The sequence below is a fragment of the Halorubrum orientale genome, from assembly GCF_059623105.1.
On record NZ_JBSPSR010000003.1, the window covers coordinates 149,421 to 174,625 of the forward strand.

The window sequence follows — 25,205 nt, forward strand, 5'->3', positions numbered from 1 at the left end:
CGAGCGCCGATAGAAATGTGTTCCGCACTGTCGAAAAAAATAGTAGCTTCCCCTACCAGTACCGTTATTATACAATAGATAGTGATAAATCGGTATGCCAGTCCCGCGGTTCGATATCGACCTGACGGAGAGCCAGCGCCGCGTACGCGAGTCAATAGAAGCGATCTGTGACGACTTCGACCACGAGTATTGGCGACGACATGCCCGTGAGGAAACCTATCCACACGAGTTCGTCGACGCGCTAGCCGCGGAGGGCTGGCTTGGTGTGCTCATTCCAGAGTCGTACGGAGGCAAGGGTCTCGGGACGCCAGAGACGGTGGTGATGATGGAAGAGATAGCCGCAAGCGGGGCCGGATTTGGCGGTGCACAGACGATTCACGGGGGCATATACAACTCGCCACCACTGGTGAAAAATGCGAGTCCAGACCGCAAGGAGACGTTGCTCCCGAAGATCGCACGGGGAGAGGTCTCGATCCAGGCGTTCGGGCTGACAGAGCCCGAGGCGGGATCCAACGCGCCGAGCATGGAGACGTTTGCCCGGCGTGAGGGGGACGAGTACGTCGTCTCCGGCGAGAAGATGTGGATCTCCCGGGTCGACGTGAGCGACTACATGTTGTTGGTCGCTCGGACCAGTCCCAAGTCGGCAGTCGACAAGCGCACACGCGGCATCTCCACCTTCCTCGTTGATTTGGACGACGCGCGGTCACAGGGACGATTGGATAAAGAGCCCATCGAGAAGTCCGCGAGCACGTTCGTCAACTCCTATCGGCTGACATTCGACGATCTTCGCGTTCCAGCCGGGAACCTGATCGGCGAGGAAGGCGCGGGATTTTACCAGGTTCTCGACGGCCTGAACGAAGAACGGCTCGTCATTGCCGCAGAGCTGATCGGGATGGCCGAGCTCGCCCTGTCGAAAGGTGCCGAGTACGCCACAGACCGGGAGATATTCGACCAGCCGATCGGGGCAAACCAGGCGATTCAACACCCGTTGGCGGCCGCACACGCCGAGGTCCAAGCAGCCCGGCAGGTAACGTACGAGGCTGCGAGTCGGTCCGCCGAGGATAGTCTTGACCGGGAGTCGCTCGGTGCCCGTGCAAACGCGGCAAAGTACCTCGCCGCCAACGCCGCATCGAGTGCGGCGGATGCCGCCGTGCAGGCACACGGTGGGAAAGGAATCGCCGTCGAGTACGACGTGGAGCGGTACTTCCGCGAAGCGCGGCTCTCTCGACTCGTGCCGATCGCCCAGGAGCTCGCGCTCAACTACATCGGCGAGCGGGAGCTCGGGCTCCCACGCTCGTACTGAGCGGTTCGAGGGCGACGATACCGCAATCAGTGACACCATGGCCCGTACCGTTACCGGAACGACCCACCACCGATACCATACAACACACACTTGACTCATGACCGACGACCCAGCCACTAACGAATCCAGCAGCACCGACGAATCCAGCAGCACCGACGAGAAACGACTGATAGCGGGCTGGCAGGGCAGGTACTACGAGGACTTCGCCGTCGGTGACGTGTACAAACACCCGTACGGTCGCACGGTGACCGAGACCGACAACGTCTGGTTTACGAATGTCTCGATGAACCTCAATCCGATGCACTTTAACGAGGCGTACGCCGCGACCACCGAGTTCGGCGAGCGACTCGTCGACGGCACGTTCGTCATCGCACTCGCGGTCGGTATGAGCGTGATCGACGTCAGCGCCAACGCAACCGCGAACCTCGGCTACGACGCGATACGCCACCACGCACCGGTGTTTCACGGAGACACGCTGTTCGCGGAGTCGGAGGTGCTCTCGAAACGTGAGTCCAGCTCGCGTGACCACGTGGGTATCGTCACGACCGAACTCCGCACGTACAATCAGGACGGCGACCTCGTCCTCTCGTTAGAGCGCACACCGATGGTGCTGAAACGGTCACACGCCGACCCGACGGCCGCCCAGCCGATAGGGTGGCCAGAAGGCATCGGAACCCAGCCGGAGGATATCTCGTGAGCGGATCGTCAGAGTCGAACGACGCCGGGGTACCAACGGCGGCAAACCCAGTGCCGTCGACGCGACTGAACGGTAGCCTGCCGATTGTGACGCCCGTCGAGGCCGCCGCAAACGTACCAGAGACAGCAACCCTGTTGGTATCTGGGTTCGGCGGCGTTGGGTATCCGAAGCTCGTTCCAGAGGCGATAGCAGCCGGCGACCAACGCGAGTTGACCGTCGTCTCTGGTGGTGGCGTCGGCGACGAGATCGACCGTGACCTCGTTGAGTCAGGAGACATGGCGCGGCGGTACCCGTTCGTTCCGAACGAGACGGTTCGAGACGCGGTCAACACAGGTGAGGTGGCGTTCCACGACAGACACATCTCACGGCTCGCCGATGAGATTCGATTCGGCGGTCTTCGCGCCGGCATCAACGGACCGACCGTTGCTATCGTTGAGGCCGTGGCGATCGGGAGCGACTGGCTGATCCCATCGACGTCTGTCGGACACTCCCCGGCGTACATTGAGACGGCGGACCACCTCATCGTCGAGGTAAACCGTGCACAGCCGCTCGAACTCGGTCGGGTCCACGATATCTACCTCCGGCGGGCGCCACCACACAGAGGGCCGATCCCGCTCGACGATCCGCTCGACACAATTGGCGGGCCGGCTATCAGGTTCGATCCGGAGCGGCTTGAGGCCGTCGTCGAGACTGACCGGCCCGACGACCCCTACGAGTTTCGGGAGGCAGAAAAAACTGAGCGTGCAATCGCTGACCACCTCTGTCGGTTCTTACAGGCGGAACTCGAGCGAAACCCACTGCTCGCGGAGCGGGTAAACCTCCAGTTCGGCGTCGGGTCGCTCGGGAACGCCTTGATGGGTGGATTGTCGGGCGTGGACTTCGGCGATCGCGAGGTGTCGTACGTCGGGGAGGTGGTACAGGATGGCCTGTTGGACATGCTCGACGGTGGCCAGCTATCCGGAGCGAGCGCCACCTCGCTCGCGCTCTCTGCAGACGGGCAGACGCGATTGTTCGACGATATCGAGCGCTACGCAGCCGACGTGATTCTCCGTCCAGCAGACATTTCGAACGCGCCGGCGCTGATCAACCGGTTCGGCGTCGTCGGGATTAACAGTGCGGTCGAAGTTGACCTCTACGGAAACGTCAACGCCACGCACATCCGCGGGACGCGGGTGGTGAACGGCATCGGAGGCGGCGGGGACTTCGCCCGCAACTGCCGGCTCGGGATCGTCACCCTTCCCTCGACGGCCGTCGACGGTGACGTGTCGCGGATCGTACCGCTCACGCCGCATGTCGACCACACGGAACACGACGCGAGCGTCGTGGTCACAGAACACGGTGTAGCCGACCTTCGGGGTCGCTCGCCGCGTGAGCGCGCCGAGGCACTGACCGCAGTCGCCGACCCCGCGTTCCGTGACGACCTCGAGCGCTATCGGCGGCGTGCGGCTTCCGGGGGCGGCAACACGCCACACGACCTCGATTCGGTGTTCGACTGGACCCGGTAGCGATCGGGACGCGTTCCAGTCGGGTGACCGGTCGCGTGTTTCGTCGTGTTCTGATCTCCTGTTGTTGTGCTCCAAGACCGACCAAGAGCGGCGCGTCGAAGACGATAGGACACGTGGCACTCGGCAAGTAACACAACTATCAGGATTAATTACGTTACACTTTTACCGGCGCGTTCTCTCTCCTATACCGCATGATAGATGATGACAGCACGAAGCGTCGGGACATCGTTAAAGGAGCGGCCACACTTGGGGTCGTCGGCCTCGCCGGCTGTTCTGGAGGCGGTGGTGACGGCGGCGAAAGCGGCAATGGGGACGACGGCGAAAGCGGTGACGACGGCGGTGAGGTGACGATCACGATCGGCGGCACCTCGACGGGAAGTTCGACACAGGCGGCTGGCCAGGCGCTCGCGCGAGCCGCCCAACAGCACAGCGACTTCCTCAACGTCTCAGTTCAAGAGACACAGGGGTGGACGGCAAACCTCTACGAGTACAACAACGACCAGATCCCGGCGATGGGCGTCGACAACAACTCCCTCTCAAAGGCACTCAACGAGGAGGGACCGTTCGCCGAGGATCCGGTCGGCAAACTCCCGAATCAGGGCTTTTTGTTCACGTCACTCCAGATTCACTGGGTCGGACTGGAAGGCAGCGGTGTCGAGTCGGTTGCCGACCTGCGTGAGGGTGGCTACACGATCTACCCAATTCAGCCCGGCTTCGGAACGCGACTGCTCACCGAGGAGATCCTGAAAGAGGCGGAGCTCTGGGAGCAGAACGACATCCTCAACGTCGACACGGGTGACATTCCTGGAGCCGTCGAAGAAGGTCGCGTCGACGCGCTTTGTCTGTACGGGGCGAACGGCGTCAACCTCTCCGGTTGGTGTCAGGAGGTGGACGTCCGCAGCGGTGGGGGGCTGAACCTGCTTGAGGTCGATGACGAGTTCCGCTCGGTCGTTGAAGAGCACCCCGGAGCGATCCTCGAAGAGGTTGAGCCGTACGGGTACGAACAGGAAGTTACAGAGTACACCGACACGCTCACCGCCTGGTCGCTCGCCGGACAGTGGGCGTTTAGTCCGGACATCCCAGCGCGTGCGACCGAGGAAGTGTGCCGGCTCGCGATCGAACACGAAGAGACGCTTCGTGAGTCGGACCCAACGACGCTTGAGTACACGCCTGAGGCGATGACACAGACGGTGATTCCCGAGATCGATATCCACGCAGGCGTGGCCGACTTCTTCGAGGCCAACGACGTCTGGAACGACTCCTGGAGCCGCGGCGACGAGTAGCGCTCCCGGGAGCTTCACCATCCCTACATTCGACGAATGTCCACGAACTCCGAGACACCACCTGACGCAGACGACACCGAGCCGTCCTCAGCAGGGGACCTGCTCGCTACCGATCGCTCGCTCGAACTCGCCGACGGCCCAAGGGGGGAGCGACAGCTCTGGTTATACCTCCTTTCACTGCCGTTTTGGGCACTTGTCATCTTCGTGCCCACGGTCGTCGTGCCAAACGCACTGTCGGGTGCGTACGGAGCGTGGATACCGGCGCTCCTCGTTGAGGACCCGGCGGCAGCCGCAGAAACTGCCGAGTCGCTGTCGACGACCGTGCTCGGCGTCGCCGGTGCGGTCGGAATTCTCGGCGTAACGGCAGCTATCCTCTGGCTCGGCTCCGGGATCGAAGAACGGCTCCGGATGGCGCTCGTGTCGTACTCGGTCCCGTTCTGGATGATCGTGATGTGGTACTCGTACACCCAGCAGATGCCCCGTGGACGGTACGCTGTCGCCTTCCTCGGGTTCATCCTCGCGTTGTACGTCCTCTCCGAACTCGACCGGCCGCTCGTCGAGAAGCGCTGGCTCGAAGCGGGACTGTTACTCACGACCGGTCTCATCTCCGTCGTAACGAGCGGATACCTGTTCATGAACTACCAGTCCGTTGCGATTGACACGGTCGGGCGGGCGACGGAAGGACAGATCGTACTCGCGTTCTTCTTCACGCTCTCGATGATCTACCTCACGTGGCGCTCGTTCGGGCTCACGTTCCTCACGGTCGTGCTCATCGGGATCGGGTACGGGCTTGCGGGACCACAGATGCCCGGCGCGTTGAGCCACGGTGGGCTCTCGCCCGATCGCATCCTTCGGATCCTTGTCGTCTCCGTCGACGGCTTCTACGGGTTCCTTACGAGACTTGTCGCGGCGTGGATCGCCTTGTTCCTCCTATACGCCGGGTTGTTGAAGGCGTACGGTGCGTTCAGCCTGATTCTCCGGCTTGCCGTCCGGTCGGCAAAGTACGTTGACTCGGGGATCGCACAGACGGCAGTTATCGCAAGCGCGGTCATCGGGTCAGTCAACGGGAGCCAGACCGCAAACGCCGGGATGACTGGGTCGTTCACGATCCCGTTGATGAAAGAAAACGGAATCAAACCGGAGACCGCGGGTGGGATTGAGGCCGTCGCCTCGACGTCTGGACAGGTGCTCCCGCCGGTGATGGGTGCCGGTGCGTTCATCATGGCATCGCTCATCACGGGGATCACCTACGTCGACGTCATCATTGCGGGGCTGATCCCAGCAGCAGTGCTCGTTGTCTCGATTGTGATGGCTGTCCACTACGTTGCGGCGCCACAGATCGCAGACCCCGAGATGAGCGGCGTGTTCTCCGAGGCGATGGACCGACAGGAGATGGTGCTTGAGTCGATCAAGTACGGGGTGCCACTTGCGATCCTGATCTACGTGCTCGGCGTGTTACAGTACACCGTGATGACCGCCGCGCTCTACACGGCGCTGTCGATGATCGCCTTCGGTATCGGGATCCCGATTTTGCAGGCGACGCTGGCCGGAGAGAGCCGCCGGAACGCGCTCGTCGGCACCCTAGAGCAGACAGTCGACGGCTTCCGAGAGGGCGTGATCGTGGTCGCACCGGTCACCATCATCCTCGCGGCGATAAACGGCGTGGTCGATATCCTCATGGCTACGGGCGTTCCGACGGCCATCTCGCTCACGCTCTTGGACCTCTCTGGGGGGGTCGCGATCATCGCGTTCGTTCTCGCGATGATCATCTGCATCCTACTCGGGCTCGGCATGCCGACCACCGCGGCGTACACGGTCGTCGCGCTGCTCGTCGCCCCGACGCTCATCAGCCAGTTCGCCGTCCCCGAGTTTGCCGCGCACTTTTTCGTGTTCTACGCCGCTATCTTGGCCGGGTTGACGCCGCCGATCGCGACGTGCGTTGCGGTGACGTGTGGGATCTCCGGCGGCGGGTTCTGGACGAGTTGTAAGGAGGCGCTTCGGATCTCGGCGCCGCTTTTCGTGCTGCCGTTCGCCTTCGTCTACCACCCAGAGCTCGTCTCGGGAACGTTCGAGCCGGCGGCGATCGTCTCGGGACTCCTCGCGCTCTTCGGGTCGATCGCGATGATCCACGGGATCAACTATCAGTTCGTCTTCGGTCGGGGGCAGACGTACGGCCTCCGGGTGGCGTTCTTCGTCGCCGGCGTCCTCGCGATGGTCCACCCGATGGTGCAGGTACAACTCGGCGCACTCACGGCAGTCGGTGGGCTGTACGTGCTCCAGACCGCCGTCGGACGACCGGACCCGCTGCGAACGCTCCGTGGTGCAGCGGGGTTATTCTCCGGTCGCAAGCGGTAGGGTAATACGCCTCTTCGCGCCTCTTTAGCGTGACCCAATACATGGATCGTGACCTCTGGCAGACGGTCGGACTCGTCACGACGTGGCAGATCGCAGCGAGTATCTGCTACTACGCCGTCTTCGCGGCCGGCCCGTTTTTCCGGGATGCTTTCGGCCTCTCCCGATTTGGGGTCGGACTCACGGTCACCGCACTCACGCTGGGATACGCGGTCTGTCTGATCCCCGTCGGTGCCCTCACCGACCGGTACGGCGAGCGAGTGACGCTCACGGGCGGGCTGGTCGGTCTCGCGGCTGGGATGGTGCTCGTTGCTAGCGCATCGGGGTACACCTCCCTGTTGATCGCCGTGGCACTCCTTGGCGCCGTTTACAGTACCGCAATGCCCGGGACGAACAAAGCCGTGTACGACACGATTCCGGCGAGCAGATTGAACACCGCAATGGGAATAAAACAGGTGGGAATCACCGGTGGTAGTGGCCTCAGTGCCCTCCTCGTGACCGGACTCGCCGGCTACTTCGTCTGGCAGGCCGGGTTCCTCGTCGCTGCGGTCATCGGCATCGTCGTCGCCGTCGCGTTTTACACTCTCTACCGCACGACACAGGAGCGAACAGCCGAGTATCCGGACCTGCGGGCACTTACCAGCAACCGATCATATGTGTTGTTGGCGCTTTCTGGACTCTTTCTCGGTGCCGCGTTGTTCACCACAACCGGCTACACCATCCTCTACGTCGAAGAGTCGATCGGCGGATCCATCGCGTTCGGCGGCGTCGTCTTGGCGATCGTCCAGCTCTTCGGGAGCGGCGGACGCGTGCTCAGCGGCTGGTTGGCCGACCGGCTCCCGGGTGACCCACACAAGCGCATTGGCGGCATCTTGCTGGTGCAGACGCTCGCGAGTGGTGTGCTGTTTCTTGTGGTCGCACGCACCTCAACACCACGGAGTGCCGGCTTCGCGTTCGCCGTGCTGGGGTTCTTCGTGCTCGGGTTTACCGGCGTATACTACTCGTACATGACAACGCTCGTCTCTCCTGGAGCGGTCGGAAGTGCGACCGCAGGCTGTCAGCTCACGCTCAACGCGGGCGCACTAGTGGCTCCACCGGTGTTCGGGCTCCTTGTCGACACCGCTGACTACCGGGCGGGTTGGAGCTTCCTCGCCGTGACGTGTCTGCTCGCCGCCCTGCTGGTCGCGGCCGTCATCCGGAGCCGTCCACCCCGAGCAAGGACCGCCTAACGGCGGCACACCGTGGATGATTCCGACGAGGATGCGGATTACTTATACGTCATCAACGAACAATCGTGATGTATGTATCACGTGCTGGTAGCCGTAGACACTGACGTCGACCGCGCGCGCTCACAGGTGGACGTACTCGAGGACCTTCCCGCCTCAGCCGACGAGGTATTTGCGACCGTCGTACACGTGTACGAGGCGGTCGACGCTCCCGCAGACGAGGCTGGCTCGAGCGTCATCGAAGCGGTCAATCAGTCGATTGAGGACCTCCGCGGAATCCCAGAGTCGGTCACAGCTGTCGAATCGCGGCTCAACGCGCTGGGTATCGCCCACGACCGCGAGCTGTACGTCGGGGAGCCGGCAGACGCGATCGTCTCGGCTGCCGACGCCCACGACGCCAACGCGATATCCATTGGCGTTCGAGAGCGGACCCCAGTTGGGAAAGCCCTCTTTGGAAGCGTCAGCCAGGCGGTTCTTCTTTCAGCCGATCGACCGGTCATCGTCGACCGGCCCGAGTGAGTGACCACGTCGCGGTGGTACGGTAGCGCTTGCAATTCGGTTCACGAGTAGCTACAGTCATCTGGACAGTGCGGCAGTCGAACGCCTCACTGGAGGCGTGTGTGCCCTACTCGACGGGCACACCGTGGCCCTGCTCGCGACCGCGGCGGGTCGCTGTCGCTGTCACTGACCGCGGCTTGTGGCCGCGTCGACGATCGTCGCCACCGACTGCGGCTCGCTCTCGAGGATGGTTTCTGAGAGTTGGTCAGGGTCGACACCAGTGTCACGGAGCAGTCCGGTCGTCTTCCTCCGGACCTCGTCGTCCGTCAGCGGGTCCTCGGGCTCACCCGAGGGAACGCGAACCGTTGCCGAGTGCGTCTCACCGTTCGCCTGCACAGAGACGCGGGCACCCCACGCTTCGGGGAATCGACGTTCGATCGTCTCGTCTGTCGTTACGTTCGTCGCGTCCATCAACCCGCGCGTGGTTGTCGTTTCCCACCGTGGAGGATCGCCCGCCTGCCCGACGGCGCGCAGAAACGTCGCCGCATCTGCGGTGCCCGTCTCGAGTGTCAGCGCAGCGACGAAGGGTGCAGAGAACTGACAGTCGACGAAGCTCTGCGGGCGCCGTTTCGCCTCGATCGGGTCGCCGGTCAGCCGAACACCGGGGCTTGGAATGGCGATTTGGACCCCCGATACTGTGCTCGTCTCGACCGCCGGAGCGAGTTCGCGGAGGCCGTCGATCGCTGCGTGGAGGTACCGGCAGCAGGGATACGGCTTCAGTCCCGTCTCGGCGACCGTGTCGCGCGTCTCTAGCCGGTCGATCGCCCCGTGATCCGGGTCGGGTGTGTACCCCGCAAGAAAGCCGTACTCGCCGTCGATCGGCGCTTCAGCACCCACAACACCGGCCGCGGCAAGAGTCGTCGCCTCGATCCCCCGTCGAGCGGCGAGTCCAGGGTGGAGGCGCTTGTTCCACGCCCCGTTCTCGAGAAACTGGATCGACCCCGCCGCCTGGCTACCTGCGATACCGAACGCGTCTCGGAGCTCGGTCTTGGTGAGGCCGCTGGCGACGCCAGCCGCCGCGACAGCGCCAAACGTGCCACAGGTAGCGGTGATGTGAAACCCTCGCGCGTAGTGGGCGTCCGGTCCGACGAGTTCGCCGACCGTACACGCCACGTCGTAGCCCGCGGCGATCGCGGCATAGAACCGTTCGATATCCGTGTCGGCGGCTTCAGCGGCGGCGAGCGCGGCGGCGATCGTCGGTGCCGCCGGATGGAGCGACGAGGCGAGGTGGGTGTCGTCGAAATCGAGGCTGTGAGCGAACGTCCCGTTCGCGAACGCGGCATCAGCTGGTGTCAGCTGCCGTCCACTTGGAAGGAGCGTCGCAGCAGAGTCGGTCGCCGGGTTTGGTGCCGGGCCACAGAGCGCGTCGATACCGTCACGGACCGCTGGTGACGAGTCAGCGTGTGCTGCGCCGCCGATGGTGACGCTGAACCAGTCGAGAAGGTGTGGGGGGAGCGCGGTACGGCCGCCGTCTGCTTGCAGACAGTGGTCGACGAGGCGCTCGGTTACCATAGCGCAGATCAGTGGTGTTTATACATTAACGTTAGCGTCTCGGAAGGTGACTTGTCGACGTGGCCCCCGCTATTGTCCCGTGAGTGCGTCTCAGAATAGCACACAAATCTGACACCGGAGCGACAGCGCCTTTGGGGTCGACACAGTGAGAGCCGATATGGGGATCCCGTCCGAACGAATCGACCGATTGTTCGGGCTCGCGCGTGAGGCCGTCGTCGACGACGAGTGCGATCGGGCGCGCGAGTACGTCCGGCTCGCGCGGCGTATCGCCGAGCGGAACCGCTGTGGCGTTCCCCGCGAGTTCGAGCGTAAGACGTGTGACGACTGTGCGGTATACCTCCGAGCCGGAAAGACGAGCCGGGTTCGACTCGGACCTGCGCGCGTCGTCGTCAGGTGTTGTGAGTGTGGCGCGACCGGTCGGTATCCGTACGACTGACCCTCGCGACCGACGGCGCCGACCGCTCAGCTATCCGCCGCTTTGTGCAGTGTATCGAGCACGGCCATCGTTCCGTCCGCGAACGACTCCTCGAGGACGACGTCTGCGGCCGCGGTCGCCGCCTGGTCCGCGTTCGCGACGGCGTACGAGCGTCCGGCGACGCCGAACGTCGATACGTCGTTTTCGCTGTCACCGATCGCGACGAACGCGTCCGGGTCGAGATCGAGTGTCTCACAGACGAGACGAAGCCCATCGCCTTTACTCACGGTCGGCGACTTGAGGTGGAAGGCGTAGCCGGTGTCGACCACCTCGACTGAATCGGTCGTTTCCGTCACCGACCGCAACAACGACTCGTCGGCGTTGGGTGCCGCCGCAACCTCCGTCTCTCGCCAGCGATTCACCGTCTCGTCCGTGCCCCAGCCGAGGGTCCCGCCGCGCTCGAGGAAGGCCTCGGCTGCGGCCTCGGGAGCCGCAGGGTTCGCTCGGATCGACGTCTCGTCGTCTGCGTGCACAACACCACCGTTCTCCGCGATTACGCAGATGGGGAGTCCAAGGAATGTCGCGAGTGCAACTGGATACGGGAACGCCTTACCGGTCGCAAAGACGACCGGTGCACCCCAGGTCGGGAGGCGTTCGAAGACGCGGGGATCGATACGTCCGTCAGGCGTCGTCAGCGTGCCGTCGATGTCTAACGCGAGCGGCGGAACCATGCGCCTCGGTTCGCGTACCAGCCCGAACTACCTTGCGCTCAGGTGATGACTGTGACCGAAACGGTAGTGAGACTCACAGTCCGTGCGTCGGCCGCGAGAACAGCTCCCGAAACACCAACGTCGGGAAGCGCGGCACGAGCCGGCTCGGGGGACGACCTTTGCCGTCGCTTCGTTCGACCGTCACTCGCTCGAGCAGCTCGGCGTCCGCGAGCTCGTAGAGCATCCGTCGGACTGTCGACACCGAGAGGTCGACGTGGTCGGTCGAAGCGATAGCCTCGGTGGCCGCACTCACCGACGACCGGTCCGCGTCCGGGAGTGAGACGAGTTCGTAGAGCAACCGTTGCCGGCTCGACGACAAGGCGAGCACCCGACCGAGCGCGGCACACGGCTTTGGGACGGCCTGGATCCCCGCATCGAGGTGCGTCGGCCGAACCGTCGACGCTCCACTTCGGGTCGCGGTGATGGCCGCGCCGGCGATCGCCGCGAGCGCATCGTGTGCATCACCAGACGCCCACTCTGCGACTTCACGAATCTGGTCGTGGCTGATCGCATCGCGCCCGAGCCCGGTCGAACAACGACTCGTCAACAACTCGACGAGCACGTGTCGTCGATAGCGAGTGAACGCGACCGACGCGTCGGGTTCCCACTCGAGTGTGTCCGGTTGGTCCCTGCCGAGACAGACCGGGACGATCCGACCGGAGACGTCCGTAAGCCACTCGACGACCGTGGCTGGCGCGGGCGTCTCTGGCTCGTTGGTGTGGTCGACGGCGACGACGACCGCCGAGCCGCTGTCGACGGCCTCGTGAAGCGACACGGCGAGATCGTCGGTCCCAACGCCATGGTCCGGGACGGACTCCTCGGTGAGCGCGGCGAGCGTATCGTGATAGAGCCGGAACCGCGTAGCCGCCTGTCGCGCATCGACGTAGACGAATCCCGGAAGCGTCGGATCGGCTGCCCGCGTCGTCGTCTGTATCGCCTGTGGGGGCCCGCTGTACGTCGCGAGCCGAGCAAAGAGCGCGCTCACGACCGCCGATTTGCCGCTGCCTTTCGGACCGAACACGTAGGTGCTCGGCGGGAGGTGCCCCGTGAGGGCCGGGTTGAACACGTCGAGGAGCCGCTCGAGAGCCGGCCCACGCCCGATCGGCGAGTCGAGGTGTGACACCGGTGAGACGGCATCGAGAGTGATCAACACCCCCGCCCCGGCGTCGTAGCCAAGTCGCCGCTCGATACGGTCGTCGATGTTCACGGAGCGGTCACCTCCGGTCGTGGGTGAAGGGCGGGTCGGCACGAACGCGGGAGGGGGGACGTCGCTACCAGTGGTCTGGTTTGTAGCGGTTGATGAGCACCGTCGACACGGTGAAGACGACGCCGCTTATGAGCCCGGCGAGTACCCCCGAGGCGATCTGGACGGCAGGCGCGCCGACCGTCGTCACCGCGGTAACGGCGCCGACGATGCCGGCTACGACGAGCAGGTTTCGCCCGTCCGCGCGGGTGAGTCCGAACACGTTCATGCGCGCTCATTGAGGCTGGCCCGGTTAAATCCACCCCCCTCGGCCGGCACCAGTTCGATCCGGCGTATTCCCGGGATGGCGGCCGCGTCGCAACCACACACTTATTCGCCGGGGTTTCGTTCCCCGCGATATGACAGAGCCCACCTTCCACGACTCGGTGAAGCAAGCCGACCGGTGGAGCAAGGTCGCGGCACTGGTCGCCGCAGTCGTCGTGTTCGTGGCGATGCGCGGCATCGTGACAGACACACAGTTCGCCTCGGTTATCGCCGCCGCGATGGGGATCGCGGTTCGGCTGTACATTCCGTACCACGCGAACCTGCGGATCCCCGAGGCTGAGCGGACGCCGCTCGCTGACCACCCGGCGGTAGGCGAGTACCATCACGGTGCCGCAGGACTCGGCCTGTTCGTCTCGTCTCTCGTCGCGGTTGGCGCGTTCGTCGCTACTCACGCGCTCGTCACCGCTGTTGGCGTCGGGGTCATTGCTGGTGGTGTTGGGTATGTACTGTTTCTCTCGGTGCTACCGGACGAATAAAAGAGTTCGAGCGGTGTCGAATTTAGATCGGAGCCACCCAGACTGACCCAAAGACACCGGCCGCGACGAGCACCGCAATGAGGAACGTCGAGATTGCGATGGCCGCAGCTGGGGGGTCAACGTGGGTGTCACCGTGCGCGTAGAAGACGCGCTGGAACGCTTCGCCGACTACCGCGCCGAACAGCCCGAAGAGGGCTGCGGCCAGGAGACCGGCGACCGGTCCGTACATCGCGCTTGCGCCGACGAACGCCGTTGCGCCGGGAAGCGTCATGTGGTGGGTAACCGGGATCCGCTCAACGCCGAGGTTCAAGAAGATCAGCGTCGCGGCACTGATACCGAACCCAAAGAACACGTTACCGGTCTGGATGGTGATGTACCCCGCAGCCACACCGACGACGGCGCCGATAGCCGCAACGTGTGACCAGTTGTACATGTTCGGCAGCCACGGCTCGACAGCCAGGCGGTCCTCGCTGTCTTTGCCGCCGTCACCGGGCACCTCGCCGGCGTCGCGCATCTCGCCGCGCTCAAACGGCCCCATGTCGAAGAAGCCGTTCGCTTTGCTGCTTACAGTGCCGATGATCGAGTAGCCGAACACGATCCGGTGGAGGATTGCGCTCGCCACAACAGTGAACGCAATCTGGTCGAACGGCATTCCGAGCTGGACGAGCGTGGTCTGTAAGAGCACGCCGAAGACACCAAAGATGGCGCCAACGCCCAGAATGTCAGGGCGGCTACCGAGTGCAAACCCGATGTCCTTCGCGTTGTGGTAGTCGAATCCGGACTCCATCGCGCCGGCTTTCGCGGCGTACGCAGAGGCGGCTGCACCGCCGGCAAAGGAGATGTGCGGACCGAACACCGGCCCGAACGCGACACCGACACCGGCGCCGTTTGCCGCATCACCGCCGAACACGCCAGCGATGACGAGGAACCCGGTGAAAATGAAGGCGGGGAGTGCACCGATTGCGGCGCCAAACGCACCGCCGGCGGCGGCCCCGAGCCAGAGCGCGGGGTCAAGCAGCGCACCGACCAGTCCCGACTGCGCAACGACACCGCCCGACGCAAGCATCGCCGACACTTCAGCGCTCATTTACTCGTCCTCCTCGTCCTGTGCCCAGTTGAGCGAGCGCTCAACGGCGTCACCCCAGCGGTCGTACAACGGATCGACATCGTCTTGTGACTTCTCCGGGCTGAACTCGCGGTCGATCTGCCAGTTGTCACGGAGTTCGTCTACGGTGTCCCAGTAGCCGACTGCCAGCCCCGCGGCATACGCGGAGCCGAGCGCGGTGGTCTCGTCGACCTCTGGGCGTGCGATGTCTGTCTGGATGATGTCGGACTGCAGCTGACAGAGGAAGTTGTTCTTGACTGCGCCGCCGTCGACGCGTAGCGATGTCATCTCGACGCCGGAGTCCGCCTCCATTGCCTCGGCGAGGTCGCGAGTCTGGTACGCGATCGATTCGAGCGTCGCGCGAACGAGGTGTTCTTTCTCGGTTCCACGGGTCATCCCGACGATCGTCCCGCGGGCGCGGCCGTCCCAGTGGGGCGCCCCGAGCCCTGTGAACGCCGGCACCATGTAGACACCGTCGGTCGAGTCGACTGACCGTGCCAGCTCTGCGGTCTGTGCGGCGTTGTTGATCAGGTCGATGTCTTCGAGGAACTCGATCGCCGCGCCGGCGATGAAGATCGACCCCTCGAGCGCGTACTGGACGGGCTCGCCGGACATCTGGAAGCCAATGGTCGTGAGAAGACCGTTCTCGGACGTGACGGCCTCCTCGCCAGTGTTCATCAGATAGAATGCGCCGGTGCCGTAGGTGTTCTTTGCGTCACCCTTGTCGAAGCACGTCTGGCCGAACAACGCAGCCTGCTGGTCGCCGAGCGCGCCGGCAACGGGGATCTCCTCGCCGAGGAACCCGTCCGCGTCGGTGTGACCGTAGTAGTCGTCGTCGGAGGAGGGACGGACCTCAGGGACCATCTCCCGCGGCACGTCGAACTCCTCGAGGAGCTCGTCGTCCCACTCCATCTCCCGGATGTTGTACAGCATCGTCCGCGACGCGTTCGTCACGTCCGTGATGTGGTTGCCCGTGAGGTTGTAGATGAGCCACGCGTCGATGGTGCCCATGAGCAGTTCGCCGTCGCGGGCTCGCTCTCGGAGGTCGCGGCCGCGCGAGGCGGACATCTTGAGCGGCTCTGCGTTGTCGAGGATCCACTCGGTCTTCGTCGCAGAGAAGTACGCGTCACACTCGAGACCGGTTTTCTCGCGGATCTCCTCAACTTTGCCCGCCTCTTGAATCTCTTCGACACGGTCGGTCGTCCGGCGGTCCTGCCAGACGAGCGCGTTGTGGACCGGTCGGCCCGTCTCGCGGTCCCAGACGATGGTCGTCTCCCGCTGATTCGTGATCCCGAGTGCCTCGAGCTGGCTCGCCTCAACCCCTGCGTCCTCGAGTCCGTCGAGAACGACCTGCTCCGTATTCTCCCAGATCTCGATCGGGTCGTGCTCGACCCAGCCCGGGTTGGGGTAGATTTGTTCGTGTTTTTTGTACGCATTTGCGACGACCTGACCCGCATGGTCGAACACCATGAATCGGGTTCCGGTCGTCCCCTGGTCTATCGCACCGACATACTGTGTCATGTTTTGGATCCCTCTTGCGGCGCTAGTCCGTTCGAGTCGACGACCCGCGCTGTGGTCTGGCTATCGCAGGACCACATCGTGTCTGTCACCCCACCCCAACGGGCCGGTGCCGAGGGGCGTCCTCGGCTATCCATCCCCGAATTCGGGGGGGTGTCGTCGTCTCGGGATATTTTCACGGAAGCTACCACGCCGTTCGTGAACATAATGTACTACCATAATAATCTTGCTGTTAGAATTCGGCTAAAAGCGCGACGCAAGGGTAGTAGTATATAAATAAATCGGTGATGAGCCGACCAAGTATAGTTGATCGTCCCTGATAGTTACGACCGACGTCGACCGGGAGGTAAAGTAAAGTATCCCGGGCCTTGAGTATATGACATGGACAATCAAGTGGATGTCGTCGTCATCGGTGGGGGGTCAACCGGGTGTGGCGTGATACGCGACCTCGCCCGACGAGGACTCGACGCAGTGCTCGTCGAGAAAGGGAATCTAACGCACGGGACGACCGGCCGGATGCACGGGTTGCTTCACAGCGGCGGCCGGTATGCAGTCTCGGATAAGAAGTCCGCGCGCGAGTGCATGGAAGAAAATCGCATCCTGCGAGACATCGCAGGCCACTGTGTCGAAGAAACCGGCGGCCTCTTCGTAAAACGACCGGAGGACGCAGAGGAGTACTTCCAAGAGAAACTCGAAGGGTGTCGCGAGTGTGATATTCCTGCCGAGGTAATCGACGGCGAGGAGGCCCGCCGGCGCGAGCCGTACCTCGCACGCGACGTCGAGAAAGCGATCGCCGTTCCCGACGGCGCGGTCGATCCGTTTCGACTCTGTGTTGCCAACGCCGCGGACGCCCGCGAGCACGGTGCGCGCGTCGAAACGCACGCCGAAGTGACCGACATCCTCATCGAGGACGGCGAGGTGGTCGGTATCGAGATCGAACACGACAGTGGCCCCGGCAAGCGCGTCCACCACGAACCGGGCGAAACCGAAGCGATCTACGCGAAGTACGTGGTGAACGCGACCGGCGCGTGGGCCGGACAGATCGGCGAGATGGCCGGCGTCGACGTCGAAGTGCGCCCGTCGAAGGGCGTGATGACGGTGATGAACACCAGACAGGTCGACACCGTGGTCAACCGGTGTCGGCCGAAGGGCGACGCCGACATCGTCGTCCCCCACGAGACGGCGTGTATTCTCGGTACCACCGACAAGGAGGTTGGCGACCCGGAAGACTACCCCGAAGAGGAATGGGAAGTCGACCTGATGATAGAGACGCTCTCTGAGCTGATCCCTGCTCTGAAAGACGCCCGCACGCTCCGATCGTTCTGGGGCGTGCGGCCGCTGTACGAGCCGCCGGGAACCGGAACCGACGACCCGACCGACATCACCCGCGACTATTTCCTCCTCGATCACGACGTCCGCGACGACCTCCCGGGCATGACGAGCATCGTCGGGGGGAAGCTCACCACCTACCGGATGATGGCGGAGTCGATCACTGATCACGTCTGTGAGAAGCTCAACCACGAGGCCGAGTGTGACACCGCAGAGGCACCACTGCCCGGCTCCGAAGATTTCTCGATTCTTCGCGACTACATGGAGGAGTTTGGCATCCGCTCACCCATCGGTCGCCGATCGGCCCAGCGGCTCGGGTCGCGAGCCGACGAGGTGCTCTCCAGTGTGGACCCGAACCCCGTGGTGTGTGAGTGTGAGGGCGTCACGCGTGCGGAGGTCCGTGATGGTATCGAGCAGGCCGGTTCTGACCTGAACGCGGTCCGGCTGCGGACCCGCGCCTCGATGGGCAACTGTCAGGGCGGCTTCTGTACTCACCGCATTGCGTCCGAACTGGCACAAGAGTACCCGGAGCCCGTCGTTCGTGATGCTGAAGACGAGCTGTTCCAGGAGCGCTGGAAGGGCCAGCGACACGCGCTGTGGGGTCGACAGCTCTCGCAGGCGATGTTGAACCGAATGTTACACGCCACGACGATGAACCGCGACGGCGACCTCGCGAGCATCGACGCCGACGTCGATTTCGGCGCGTTTGACGCGGGTGAGACTCCAGCCGGCGGCTCAGACGTCGGCGGCTCACCGACCGGCGTCACGGCGACGGACGGAGGGCGCGATGGCGATAGATAGCGACGTGCTCGTCGTTGGCGGCGGCCTCGCCGGCATTACAGCAGCCATCTCGGCCGCCCGCGAGGGTGCCCACGTCAGGCTCGTCTCACACAAGGCGAGTACGCTCGCGCAGGCGTCGGGGCTGATAGACGCGCTCGGGTACGTCCCACCGACCGAGCCCTCGAAGCCGCTGCGAGAGGGACCACCGACGGCTGGACGAAACCTCGACCGTGACGAGTGGCCGGACCCGGACGGACCGCTCGCTGACCCGTACGACGCGATCGCGAGACTCCCCGCAGACCACCCGTATCGACTCGTCGGCGGCGACGCGCTCCGCGAGGGACTGGCGTTGTTCGACGAGCTGACCGGCGCCGCGTACCACGGTGGCCACACCGATCAGAATGCGCTCGTTCCCACGTTCGGTGGCAGTCTAAAGCCAACCGCTCGCTACCCGACGTCGGCGAAGGCTGGGCTCGCGAGCGACGACCGCTCGACGCTCATCGTCGGCTTCCGATCGCTCACCGAGTACGACGCGCGGGCGCTCGCCGGGCGGCTGGACGCTGGCGGTGTCCCGTTCGAGGTTGCTGGCGCGGAAGTCGAGTTCGCAGAGGCCTTTCGGGCAGACACGAAGATCACCCGGATCGCGAAAGCGCTCGACCGGGACGAGCAGATTGAGGGGACACCGGCGCGCGAAGCGCTTGCGGCGGCGGTCAAACCCCACCTTACCGACGCAATCGATCAGGGTGATGTTGGCCGGGTCGACCGCGTCGGGTTCCCCGCATTCCTCGGTGATGACGAGTCTACGGCGGTTCGCGCAGAGCTCGCAGACCGCCTCGGCGCGGCGGTGTTCGAGATTCCGATGGGGCCGCCGAGTCTGCCGGGGCTCCGGCTCGAGGACCTCTTGTACGACGCGCTCGCCGACGCGGGCGTCTCGTTCGAGACTGGGATGCCTGTCGTCGGGTGCGAGACCGATGAGGACGGCTCGATAGATCATCTTCTCATCGACCGAAAGGGAACGGAGGTTCCCTACGGCGCCGAGTCGATCGTGCTCGCCACGGGCGGCCTCGTCGGCAAGGGACTGGATTCAGACCGAGAAGGCGTCACGGAGCCTGTGTTGGACCTTCACGTCCCGCAGCCGTCGGAGCGGTACGAGTGGTTCGTCGACGACGCGTACGGCGAGCAGCCGTACGCCCGGTTCGGGGTCGCCGCAGACGAGCGGTTACGACCCCTCGACGAAGACGGCGGGGTATCACATGACAACGTCCGGGTAGCCGGCGCGGTGCTCGGTGGCGCGGATGTCGCCAGAGAGAAGTCGGCGAGCGGCGTCTCGCTCGCCACCGGCCTCGTGGCCGGACGAGAGGCAGCGATGGAGGTCTGATATGACAGGACACACTACCGACGAGACGGACGACGCGGTAAAGCGCGATGTCGAGCGTACGGCGGCGTCGAGTGACGACGAGCGGTCGGCGGCGACGGACGGCGGTGTCGAGAGCGCGAGTGGCGGTGCACCCGCAGCGGAGCTTGACCCGGACGCCTACGATCCGGTCGACGTCTTCCCCGGCGGTGACCTCGACCTCCGAGAGGGGGCCGACTCGTGTTACAAGTGCACCTCCTGTGACACGTCGTGTCCGGTCGCCGAAGTCGACGATGAGTTCCCAGGACCGAAGTTCCAGGGGCCGGAGCAGTGGCGGCTCAAGCGGAAAGAAGACCACGACATCGACGAATCGATCACGTCCTGTTCGAACTGTATGCGCTGTGATGAGGCGTGTCCTTCCTCGGTGCCGCTGTCACAGATGCACAACGAGGCACGTGGACAGTTCGTCGAAGAACAAATGGAGAAACTCTCGGTCGAGTACATCCGCAACCGGATCCTCGCGAACTACCGCACGTCCGCGCGGCTGGCCAGCCTAACCCCGCGGCTCGCCACAGTCGCGATGAACTTCGGCCCCATTCGGGTGGCAATGGACAAGCTGTTGGGGATCCCAAGCGAGCGCGATTTTCCCGAGTTTGCCACGACGACCTTCCGCGAGTGGTGGCGCGACCGCGGCGGCGCGAAGGTGACGAACCCCGAGAAACGCGTGGCGTACTTCCACGGTTGTTACTCGAACTACAATACGCCGGAGGTCGGGAAGGCGATGGTGCGCGTGTATGAGCACTTCGGCTACGAGGTGCTCGTGCCGAAACAGGGGTGTTCTGGCACCCCGATGTTCGCAAACGGGATGCTCGGTGATGCGCGCCGACACGCCGAGACCAACGTTGAGCATCTCGTCGAGGCGATCGACGACGGCGCCGACGTCATCGCCTCCTGTACGTCGTGTTCGCTCTCACTGCGCCAGGAGTACCCCGAGCTGTTCGACATCCACGGCATCGACGACCTGGCCGAACACACCTTCGAGGCGCTGGAGTACCTCCGCATCCACGAGGACCTCCACGGCGCGCTCGAAGACGCCAGTCTCGACGCCAACCAGTCGTTCGCGTACCACGCGCCGTGTCACGCCCGGAACCAAGGCCTTGAACGCCAAGCCGTCGAGACGTTCCGTGACGTCGACGGCGTCACGATGGAGGACGTCGGCGACTCTTGTTCGGGTATCTCAGGCACCTACGGCTGGAAATCAGAGAAGTACGAGAAGTCGATGCAGATCGGCGACGACATGTTCGACCACATGGAAGACGCCGAAGGCGACGTCGGGATGACGGAGTGCCCTACCTGTGCGATGCAGATGGAGCACGGTACAGGATACGAGATCCGTCACCCGCTCCAGCTCCTCGAAGAGGCGCTCGACGCCTGAGCCGGTCACACCGGCCTCCCCGTCGGCGTTTCTCGGACCGTCGAATCCGTGTCGTGTCGGCACACACGCCGACCCAACCCGTGCGTTCTTATTCTCCGGGCGGTGATGGTCGGCTATGTTTGCGGATCGGTCCGATCTCCTTGCCGACGCCGACCCGGTGCGCGGGTATGGGGTGGCGGTGACGCCGGGACGAGACGGTCCGCTCGTATTCGTCGCCGGCTACGGCGAGGCAAATCGCCTTTACGCCCGGACCGGTGATGCGGATGCCCCCTTCATCGACACGGCCTGTGGAATCGTCGCCGACGATGGGAGACACGCGATGGGCGTCTGTGCGGCGGACCTCGACGCGGACGGGTGTGAGGAGATCTACGTTCACAACTGCGCGAACAGCGTCGGCGTCGCGGGCGACTCAGACCTCCTCTTGAGCCGACTAGAGGCGGGTGGCTACCGGTGGACCGACACCTTCGCCCGCCCGGTGAACGCCGACCGACTCAACTTCCGGGCGGGTCGCTCGGTCGCCGCACTCGACCGCCTTGGGACCGGGCGGTACGGCGTAGCCGTCGCGAGCTTTGGCGCACCACTGGCGTTCTACGAACTCGGCGACGACGGTGAGGCGTCTGACATGGCTGCCGCGGTCGGCCTCTCGGTCGACGACGGCTGTCGGTCGCTGTTGCCAGGGCCACTCTGGTCCCCACGTACGGATCTCTTCGTCGGAGTGGAGGGCGGGCCGAACCGGCTGTTCCGGAACGAGGGCGGTCACTTCGAGCCGGTCGCTGGCGGATCGGCACTCGCAGACCCCGACGGCGACGCTCGAGGCGTCTCACTGGTCGACGAGGGAGGACGCTTCGCGCTCACCGTGGGAAACTGGGAGGGAGAGAGCCGACTCCTTAGGCGGACCGACAGCGGGCTGTACCGGGACGGCGCACCACCCGCGTTTCGAGCGACCAAGCGCGTCCGCTCGGTGGTCGCGGCAGACTTCGATAACGACGGGCATCAAGAGTTGTTCTGTAACGCCTTCGGGGTGACGAATCGACTTTTCGAGCGGGTCGACCCCGTCGACGACAGGAGTGATGAACCCCAATGGGCCGCCACGTCAGCCGGTGCAGCGGCCGAAGCGGGGGGGTTCGGTACAGGCGCGGTTGCGGCCGACCTCGATGACGACGGCGTGGTAGAGCTGCTCGTCGTCCATGGAGAGGTGGCCGCCCAGCCGATCAGTGTGTACGCGGTTCCGGGGGCGGCTGACAACGGCTGGCTCCGAGTCCGACCGACGACGACTCACGGGGCTCCGGCTCGCGGCGCGACGGTCGCACTCACCACAGATGATGGGACGATTTCACGGCGAGTGATCGACGCTGGCGGTGGCTCGCTCTGTCAGACGGAGCCGGTAGCACACTTCGGGCTGGGTGACAATACGCCACGGCGAGTGTCGGTCCGCTGGCCCGATGGACGAGAGCTGACGCTCGAAGACCCATCACCGAACGCCACAATCGAGGTGCCACACCCCGCAGCCGAGACGACACTGCAGTGAGCGTGCTATGGCTACGGGGTGTCGTCGGCGTCAACAACCGTCTTGCCGGTAGCCTCGGGAACGACACGCCGGTCGGCGTCGACCCACTCACGGTCAAGCTCTCGTCCCTCGAAGAGCTGGTCTAAGAACACGGCAAGCCCTGCGATCTCCGAGTGCGGCTGGTTTGTCACGGCCACATTGACCGTCGCCTGCTCGTACAGTGCCCACGGGACCTTCTCGCCGCCGACGACCACGAGGAGTGGGTCGCCGCCACCGACCTGGTCGCGCACCGCTCCAACGACGTCCTGGACCGGCTCGCCGTACATCGTGAGGTGTGCGATGGCACCGTCCCACTCACGCACGAACGCCCGCTGGTCGCTGCGGCACTCGACGGTGAAGGGGCCGCCAAAGCGGTCCGTCACGCTCCGAACGGTCTCCGCTGACCCGCTCGCGTTGTCCGGAAACACCACGCGGTCAGCGCCGAGTGCGCGCGCGGTCAGTCCCACGTGTGTCGTCACCCGGTCATCGCGGCCGGGCCGGTGGCCGTACCGGAGGACGGTCACCGTCGTCGAATCGTTCATACTGCTCCTGTGAGCGGCAGCGGCGAGGGCCTTTCGGTGTGCGGCTGTTGTCGGTGACCGCCCCGGTGTTGATCCACGTCTGCGGATCGAATACGGTGGCGACGGCCGGCTGTGTCCACAGAAGTGAAAGCTTCATTTGGGTGGCGGGCGCGGGAATCGGTATGACGAGCGTCAAGGAGTTTCGCGTCGCCGAGCCGGCGACCGCGTCGAATCTCGGTCGCGGGCGGTTCGTCTTCACCGACGCCTACTCCGTTTTCGACTGGGGCCAGATGCCGGACACGATCTCACAGAAGGGGGCGAGTCTCTGTGTGATGGGCGCGTTCAACTTCGAAGAGCTAGCGGCGGCAGACGTTCCAACACACTACCGCGGCGTCGTCGATCCGGCGGCCGCCGACGCCGGTACCGGTCCCGAATCGGCCGTCGTCCCGCTTGCGGAGGCGAGTGCGCCACCGACCGAGATGGCGATCGAATTGACACAGGTGCCAGACCTTCCGTACCGGGGTCCCGAGGCGGGATACGACTACGAGGCGTACCACGCCGCGGGCGAGGAGAACTACTTGATTCCACTCGAAGTGGTGTTCCGCAACACCGTCCCTATCGGATCGAGTCTTCGGCGACGAACGACGCCCGCTGACGTGGGACTAGAGGCCACAGCGTGGCCGGACGAGCCGGTCACGCTTCAGGAGCCGGTCGTCGAGTTCTCGACGAAGTACGAAGAACAGGATCGCTACCTCTCGCGGGCAGAGGCGGACGCCATCGCCGGCCGTGCGGACGTGGCGTCGCTCGAGGCGCTCGCCCGGCGGGTCAATCGGGTCGTCACCGACCGCGCCGAGGCAACCGGCTTCACCCATCACGACGGGAAAATAGAGTGCCTGTACTACGAGGGCGAACTCCGCGTCGCCGATGTCGTCGGCACCTTCGACGAGAACCGATTCGCGCGAAACGGCCACGGCGTCTCGAAGGAGGTCGTCCGGCAGTGGTACAAACGCAGTGACCCGACGTGGGTCGAGGCAGTGTCACGGGCGAAGGCCACCGTCACCGACCGCGACATCGACGACTGGCGGGCGCTGTGTGCGGAGACGCCGGACTCACTTCCAGATGCGGTGCTCGATGCCGTCTCGACGATGTACGCGGCGGGTGCGAACGCCTATACCGAGCGGACGTGGTTCGACGCCCCGCCGATCGACGAGGCGCTACAGACGGTCGAGCGGGTCGTCAACTGAGCAATCCTCGCGGTCAGTGAACCGCCTCGGGGTCATGTGGTTCGAGACGCGAAGCGTCTCGTCATCACGGAAATCTCCGATTTCCGTACGACCCCGAGGCACTCGCCTTGCTCATCTGTAGAGCTGGTACAGCATGAGGTAGACGCCAATTCCCATCGCGAACGAGACGAGCCAGAGACTCGCACCGACGAGCCCGACCTGCGCGTGTCGAGTCGTATACAGCTCCTCGTACGGTCTGGTGGCGGCGAGAAACAGCGCGTGAAAGACGAAGGGAACACAGATGATGGCGAACAGGATGTGAATCGCGAGGAACGGGAGGTAGACGTACGTGTAGACGGTCTCTGGGCCAGGGAACGTCGCAGTACCGACGAGCACGAGCCGGTAGAGGTACCCGGCGAGGAACGCCACGAACAGGCCGAACGACGTCAGCATGAACGCGCGGTGGCGGCGGACGTTTCCGCGGGCGATCGCCCGCCAGCCGAGGAGGATCGTACCGATGGCCGTCGCCGAGATGGCCGCGTTGAGGTGTGGGATCGCCGCGAGCACTGCGTCGCTTGCGCGCGGCAGGACACGGCTCGGAATGATACCGCCGACGGCCCCGAACACGAGCGCGAGGGAGACGACGGACGCAACCGCAGTCAGTATCGAAACGTTCGCTTTGGCCCACTCTCGCATATGACGCGTGACGGTCCGGTGACCAAAACGCCTACCGGTTCGGGTGGCCCCATGACTGCATCCAGTCGCCGAG

22 protein-coding genes are annotated in these 25,205 nt (G+C 64.4%); 14 read left to right on the forward strand and 8 right to left on the reverse strand.

From position 1 onward, the window contains the following. The first annotated feature begins 94 nt into the window (after nucleotides 1-94). The 7 genes from ACWUI7_RS03585 to ACWUI7_RS03615 all read left to right on the forward strand — a co-directional run bounded on the left by ACWUI7_RS03585 (nucleotide 95) and on the right by ACWUI7_RS03615 (nucleotide 8,885). Nucleotides 95-1,303: an acyl-CoA dehydrogenase family protein gene (locus ACWUI7_RS03585; protein WP_496640824.1), complete on the forward strand. Its 1,209-nt coding sequence runs from the start codon at nucleotides 95-97 to the stop codon at nucleotides 1,301-1,303. A gap of 97 nt (nucleotides 1,304-1,400) precedes the next feature. Then, nucleotides 1,401-2,000, forward strand: coding sequence for a MaoC family dehydratase (locus ACWUI7_RS03590; protein ID WP_496640825.1), 600 nt, complete (start codon nucleotides 1,401-1,403; stop codon nucleotides 1,998-2,000). Continuing rightward, the gene (locus ACWUI7_RS03595) at nucleotides 1,997-3,505 is read left to right on the forward strand and encodes an acetyl-CoA hydrolase/transferase C-terminal domain-containing protein (RefSeq protein WP_496640826.1); all 1,509 of its coding nucleotides are present in this window, start codon (nucleotides 1,997-1,999) and stop codon (nucleotides 3,503-3,505) included. The genes ACWUI7_RS03590 and ACWUI7_RS03595 overlap by 4 nt, the downstream gene beginning before the upstream one ends. A gap of 191 nt (nucleotides 3,506-3,696) precedes the next feature. After that, nucleotides 3,697-4,788 (forward strand): TAXI family TRAP transporter solute-binding subunit, encoded by a 1,092-nt coding sequence (locus ACWUI7_RS03600; RefSeq protein WP_496640827.1) that lies wholly within the window; start codon nucleotides 3,697-3,699, stop codon nucleotides 4,786-4,788. Nucleotides 4,789-4,824: 36 nt separating this feature from the next. Further along, the gene (locus tag ACWUI7_RS03605; protein ID WP_496640828.1) at nucleotides 4,825-7,143 is read left to right on the forward strand and encodes a TRAP transporter permease; all 2,319 of its coding nucleotides are present in this window, start codon (nucleotides 4,825-4,827) and stop codon (nucleotides 7,141-7,143) included. A gap of 41 nt (nucleotides 7,144-7,184) precedes the next feature. Next, nucleotides 7,185-8,369 (forward strand): MFS transporter, encoded by a 1,185-nt coding sequence (locus ACWUI7_RS03610; RefSeq protein ID WP_496640829.1) that lies wholly within the window; start codon nucleotides 7,185-7,187, stop codon nucleotides 8,367-8,369. A 72-nt stretch (nucleotides 8,370-8,441) separates the two neighbouring features. Next, the gene (locus ACWUI7_RS03615) at nucleotides 8,442-8,885 is read left to right on the forward strand and encodes a universal stress protein (RefSeq protein ID WP_496640830.1); all 444 of its coding nucleotides are present in this window, start codon (nucleotides 8,442-8,444) and stop codon (nucleotides 8,883-8,885) included. 162 nt (nucleotides 8,886-9,047) lie between these two features. On the opposite strand, the gene ACWUI7_RS03620 is transcribed toward ACWUI7_RS03615, so the two are convergent. Continuing rightward, complete coding sequence (locus ACWUI7_RS03620) at nucleotides 9,048-10,436, reverse strand: MmgE/PrpD family protein (protein WP_496640832.1); 1,389 nt, start codon at nucleotides 10,434-10,436, stop codon at nucleotides 9,048-9,050. Between the two features lie 157 nt (nucleotides 10,437-10,593). On the opposite strand from ACWUI7_RS03620, the gene ACWUI7_RS03625 reads away from it, so the two are divergent. Further along, nucleotides 10,594-10,872 carry a ribonuclease P protein component 4 gene (locus ACWUI7_RS03625; protein WP_496640833.1) on the forward strand — a complete coding sequence of 93 codons (279 nt, stop codon included), beginning with the start codon at nucleotides 10,594-10,596 and terminating at the stop codon, nucleotides 10,870-10,872. A 26-nt stretch (nucleotides 10,873-10,898) separates the two neighbouring features. Here the strand turns inward: ACWUI7_RS03625 and ACWUI7_RS03630 are convergent, their stop codons facing one another. The 3 genes from ACWUI7_RS03630 to ACWUI7_RS03640 all read right to left on the reverse strand — a co-directional run bounded on the left by ACWUI7_RS03630 (nucleotide 10,899) and on the right by ACWUI7_RS03640 (nucleotide 13,093). Beyond that, a complete protein-coding gene (locus tag ACWUI7_RS03630; protein WP_496640834.1) occupies nucleotides 10,899-11,582 on the reverse strand; it encodes an HAD-IIB family hydrolase in 684 nt (227 codons plus the stop codon). Nucleotides 11,583-11,655: 73 nt separating this feature from the next. Beyond that, the gene (locus ACWUI7_RS03635) at nucleotides 11,656-12,828 is read right to left on the reverse strand and encodes a Cdc6/Cdc18 family protein (RefSeq protein WP_496640835.1); all 1,173 of its coding nucleotides are present in this window, start codon (nucleotides 12,826-12,828) and stop codon (nucleotides 11,656-11,658) included. 64 nt (nucleotides 12,829-12,892) lie between these two features. Then, nucleotides 12,893-13,093 carry a hypothetical protein gene (locus ACWUI7_RS03640; protein WP_496640836.1) on the reverse strand — a complete coding sequence of 67 codons (201 nt, stop codon included), beginning with the start codon at nucleotides 13,091-13,093 and terminating at the stop codon, nucleotides 12,893-12,895. Nucleotides 13,094-13,223: 130 nt separating this feature from the next. Here ACWUI7_RS03640 and ACWUI7_RS03645 point away from each other — a divergent pair, with 130 nt between their 5' ends. After that, nucleotides 13,224-13,625, forward strand: coding sequence for a hypothetical protein (locus ACWUI7_RS03645; RefSeq protein WP_496640837.1), 402 nt, complete (start codon nucleotides 13,224-13,226; stop codon nucleotides 13,623-13,625). 22 nt (nucleotides 13,626-13,647) lie between these two features. On the opposite strand, the gene ACWUI7_RS03650 is transcribed toward ACWUI7_RS03645, so the two are convergent. Together ACWUI7_RS03650 and glpK are read right to left on the reverse strand one after the other, a co-directional pair. Continuing rightward, nucleotides 13,648-14,712, reverse strand: coding sequence for a DUF7973 family transport facilitator (locus ACWUI7_RS03650; RefSeq protein WP_496640838.1), 1,065 nt, complete (start codon nucleotides 14,710-14,712; stop codon nucleotides 13,648-13,650). Further along, the gene (gene glpK / locus ACWUI7_RS03655; RefSeq protein WP_496640839.1) at nucleotides 14,713-16,251 is read right to left on the reverse strand and encodes a glycerol kinase GlpK; all 1,539 of its coding nucleotides are present in this window, start codon (nucleotides 16,249-16,251) and stop codon (nucleotides 14,713-14,715) included. Nucleotides 16,252-16,629: 378 nt separating this feature from the next. On the opposite strand from glpK, the gene glpA reads away from it, so the two are divergent. The 4 genes from glpA (at nucleotide 16,630) to ACWUI7_RS03675 (ending at nucleotide 22,674) form a co-directional block, all read left to right on the forward strand. Next, nucleotides 16,630-18,378 (forward strand): anaerobic glycerol-3-phosphate dehydrogenase subunit GlpA, encoded by a 1,749-nt coding sequence (gene glpA / locus ACWUI7_RS03660; protein WP_496640840.1) that lies wholly within the window; start codon nucleotides 16,630-16,632, stop codon nucleotides 18,376-18,378. Then, the gene (glpB, locus tag ACWUI7_RS03665; RefSeq protein WP_496640841.1) at nucleotides 18,365-19,735 is read left to right on the forward strand and encodes a glycerol-3-phosphate dehydrogenase subunit GlpB; all 1,371 of its coding nucleotides are present in this window, start codon (nucleotides 18,365-18,367) and stop codon (nucleotides 19,733-19,735) included. The genes glpA and glpB overlap by 14 nt, the downstream gene beginning before the upstream one ends. Nucleotide 19,736: 1 nt before the next feature. Next, nucleotides 19,737-21,146 (forward strand): anaerobic glycerol-3-phosphate dehydrogenase subunit C, encoded by a 1,410-nt coding sequence (locus ACWUI7_RS03670; protein ID WP_496640842.1) that lies wholly within the window; start codon nucleotides 19,737-19,739, stop codon nucleotides 21,144-21,146. A 115-nt stretch (nucleotides 21,147-21,261) separates the two neighbouring features. Then, a complete protein-coding gene (locus ACWUI7_RS03675) occupies nucleotides 21,262-22,674 on the forward strand; it encodes an ASPIC/UnbV domain-containing protein (RefSeq protein WP_496640843.1) in 1,413 nt (470 codons plus the stop codon). Nucleotides 22,675-22,685: 11 nt separating this feature from the next. Here the strand turns inward: ACWUI7_RS03675 and ACWUI7_RS03680 are convergent, their stop codons facing one another. After that, on the reverse strand, nucleotides 22,686-23,234 hold the full coding sequence (locus tag ACWUI7_RS03680; protein ID WP_496640844.1) for a tRNA (cytidine(56)-2'-O)-methyltransferase: 549 nt from the start codon (nucleotides 23,232-23,234) through the stop codon (nucleotides 22,686-22,688). Nucleotides 23,235-23,395: 161 nt separating this feature from the next. On the opposite strand from ACWUI7_RS03680, the gene ACWUI7_RS03685 reads away from it, so the two are divergent. Next, nucleotides 23,396-24,457 (forward strand): phosphoribosylaminoimidazolesuccinocarboxamide synthase, encoded by a 1,062-nt coding sequence (locus ACWUI7_RS03685; RefSeq protein WP_496640845.1) that lies wholly within the window; start codon nucleotides 23,396-23,398, stop codon nucleotides 24,455-24,457. A 111-nt stretch (nucleotides 24,458-24,568) separates the two neighbouring features. On the opposite strand, the gene ACWUI7_RS03690 is transcribed toward ACWUI7_RS03685, so the two are convergent. Beyond that, nucleotides 24,569-25,132: a DUF420 domain-containing protein gene (locus tag ACWUI7_RS03690; protein ID WP_496640846.1), complete on the reverse strand. Its 564-nt coding sequence runs from the start codon at nucleotides 25,130-25,132 to the stop codon at nucleotides 24,569-24,571. Between the last annotated feature and the right edge of the window lie 73 nt (nucleotides 25,133-25,205).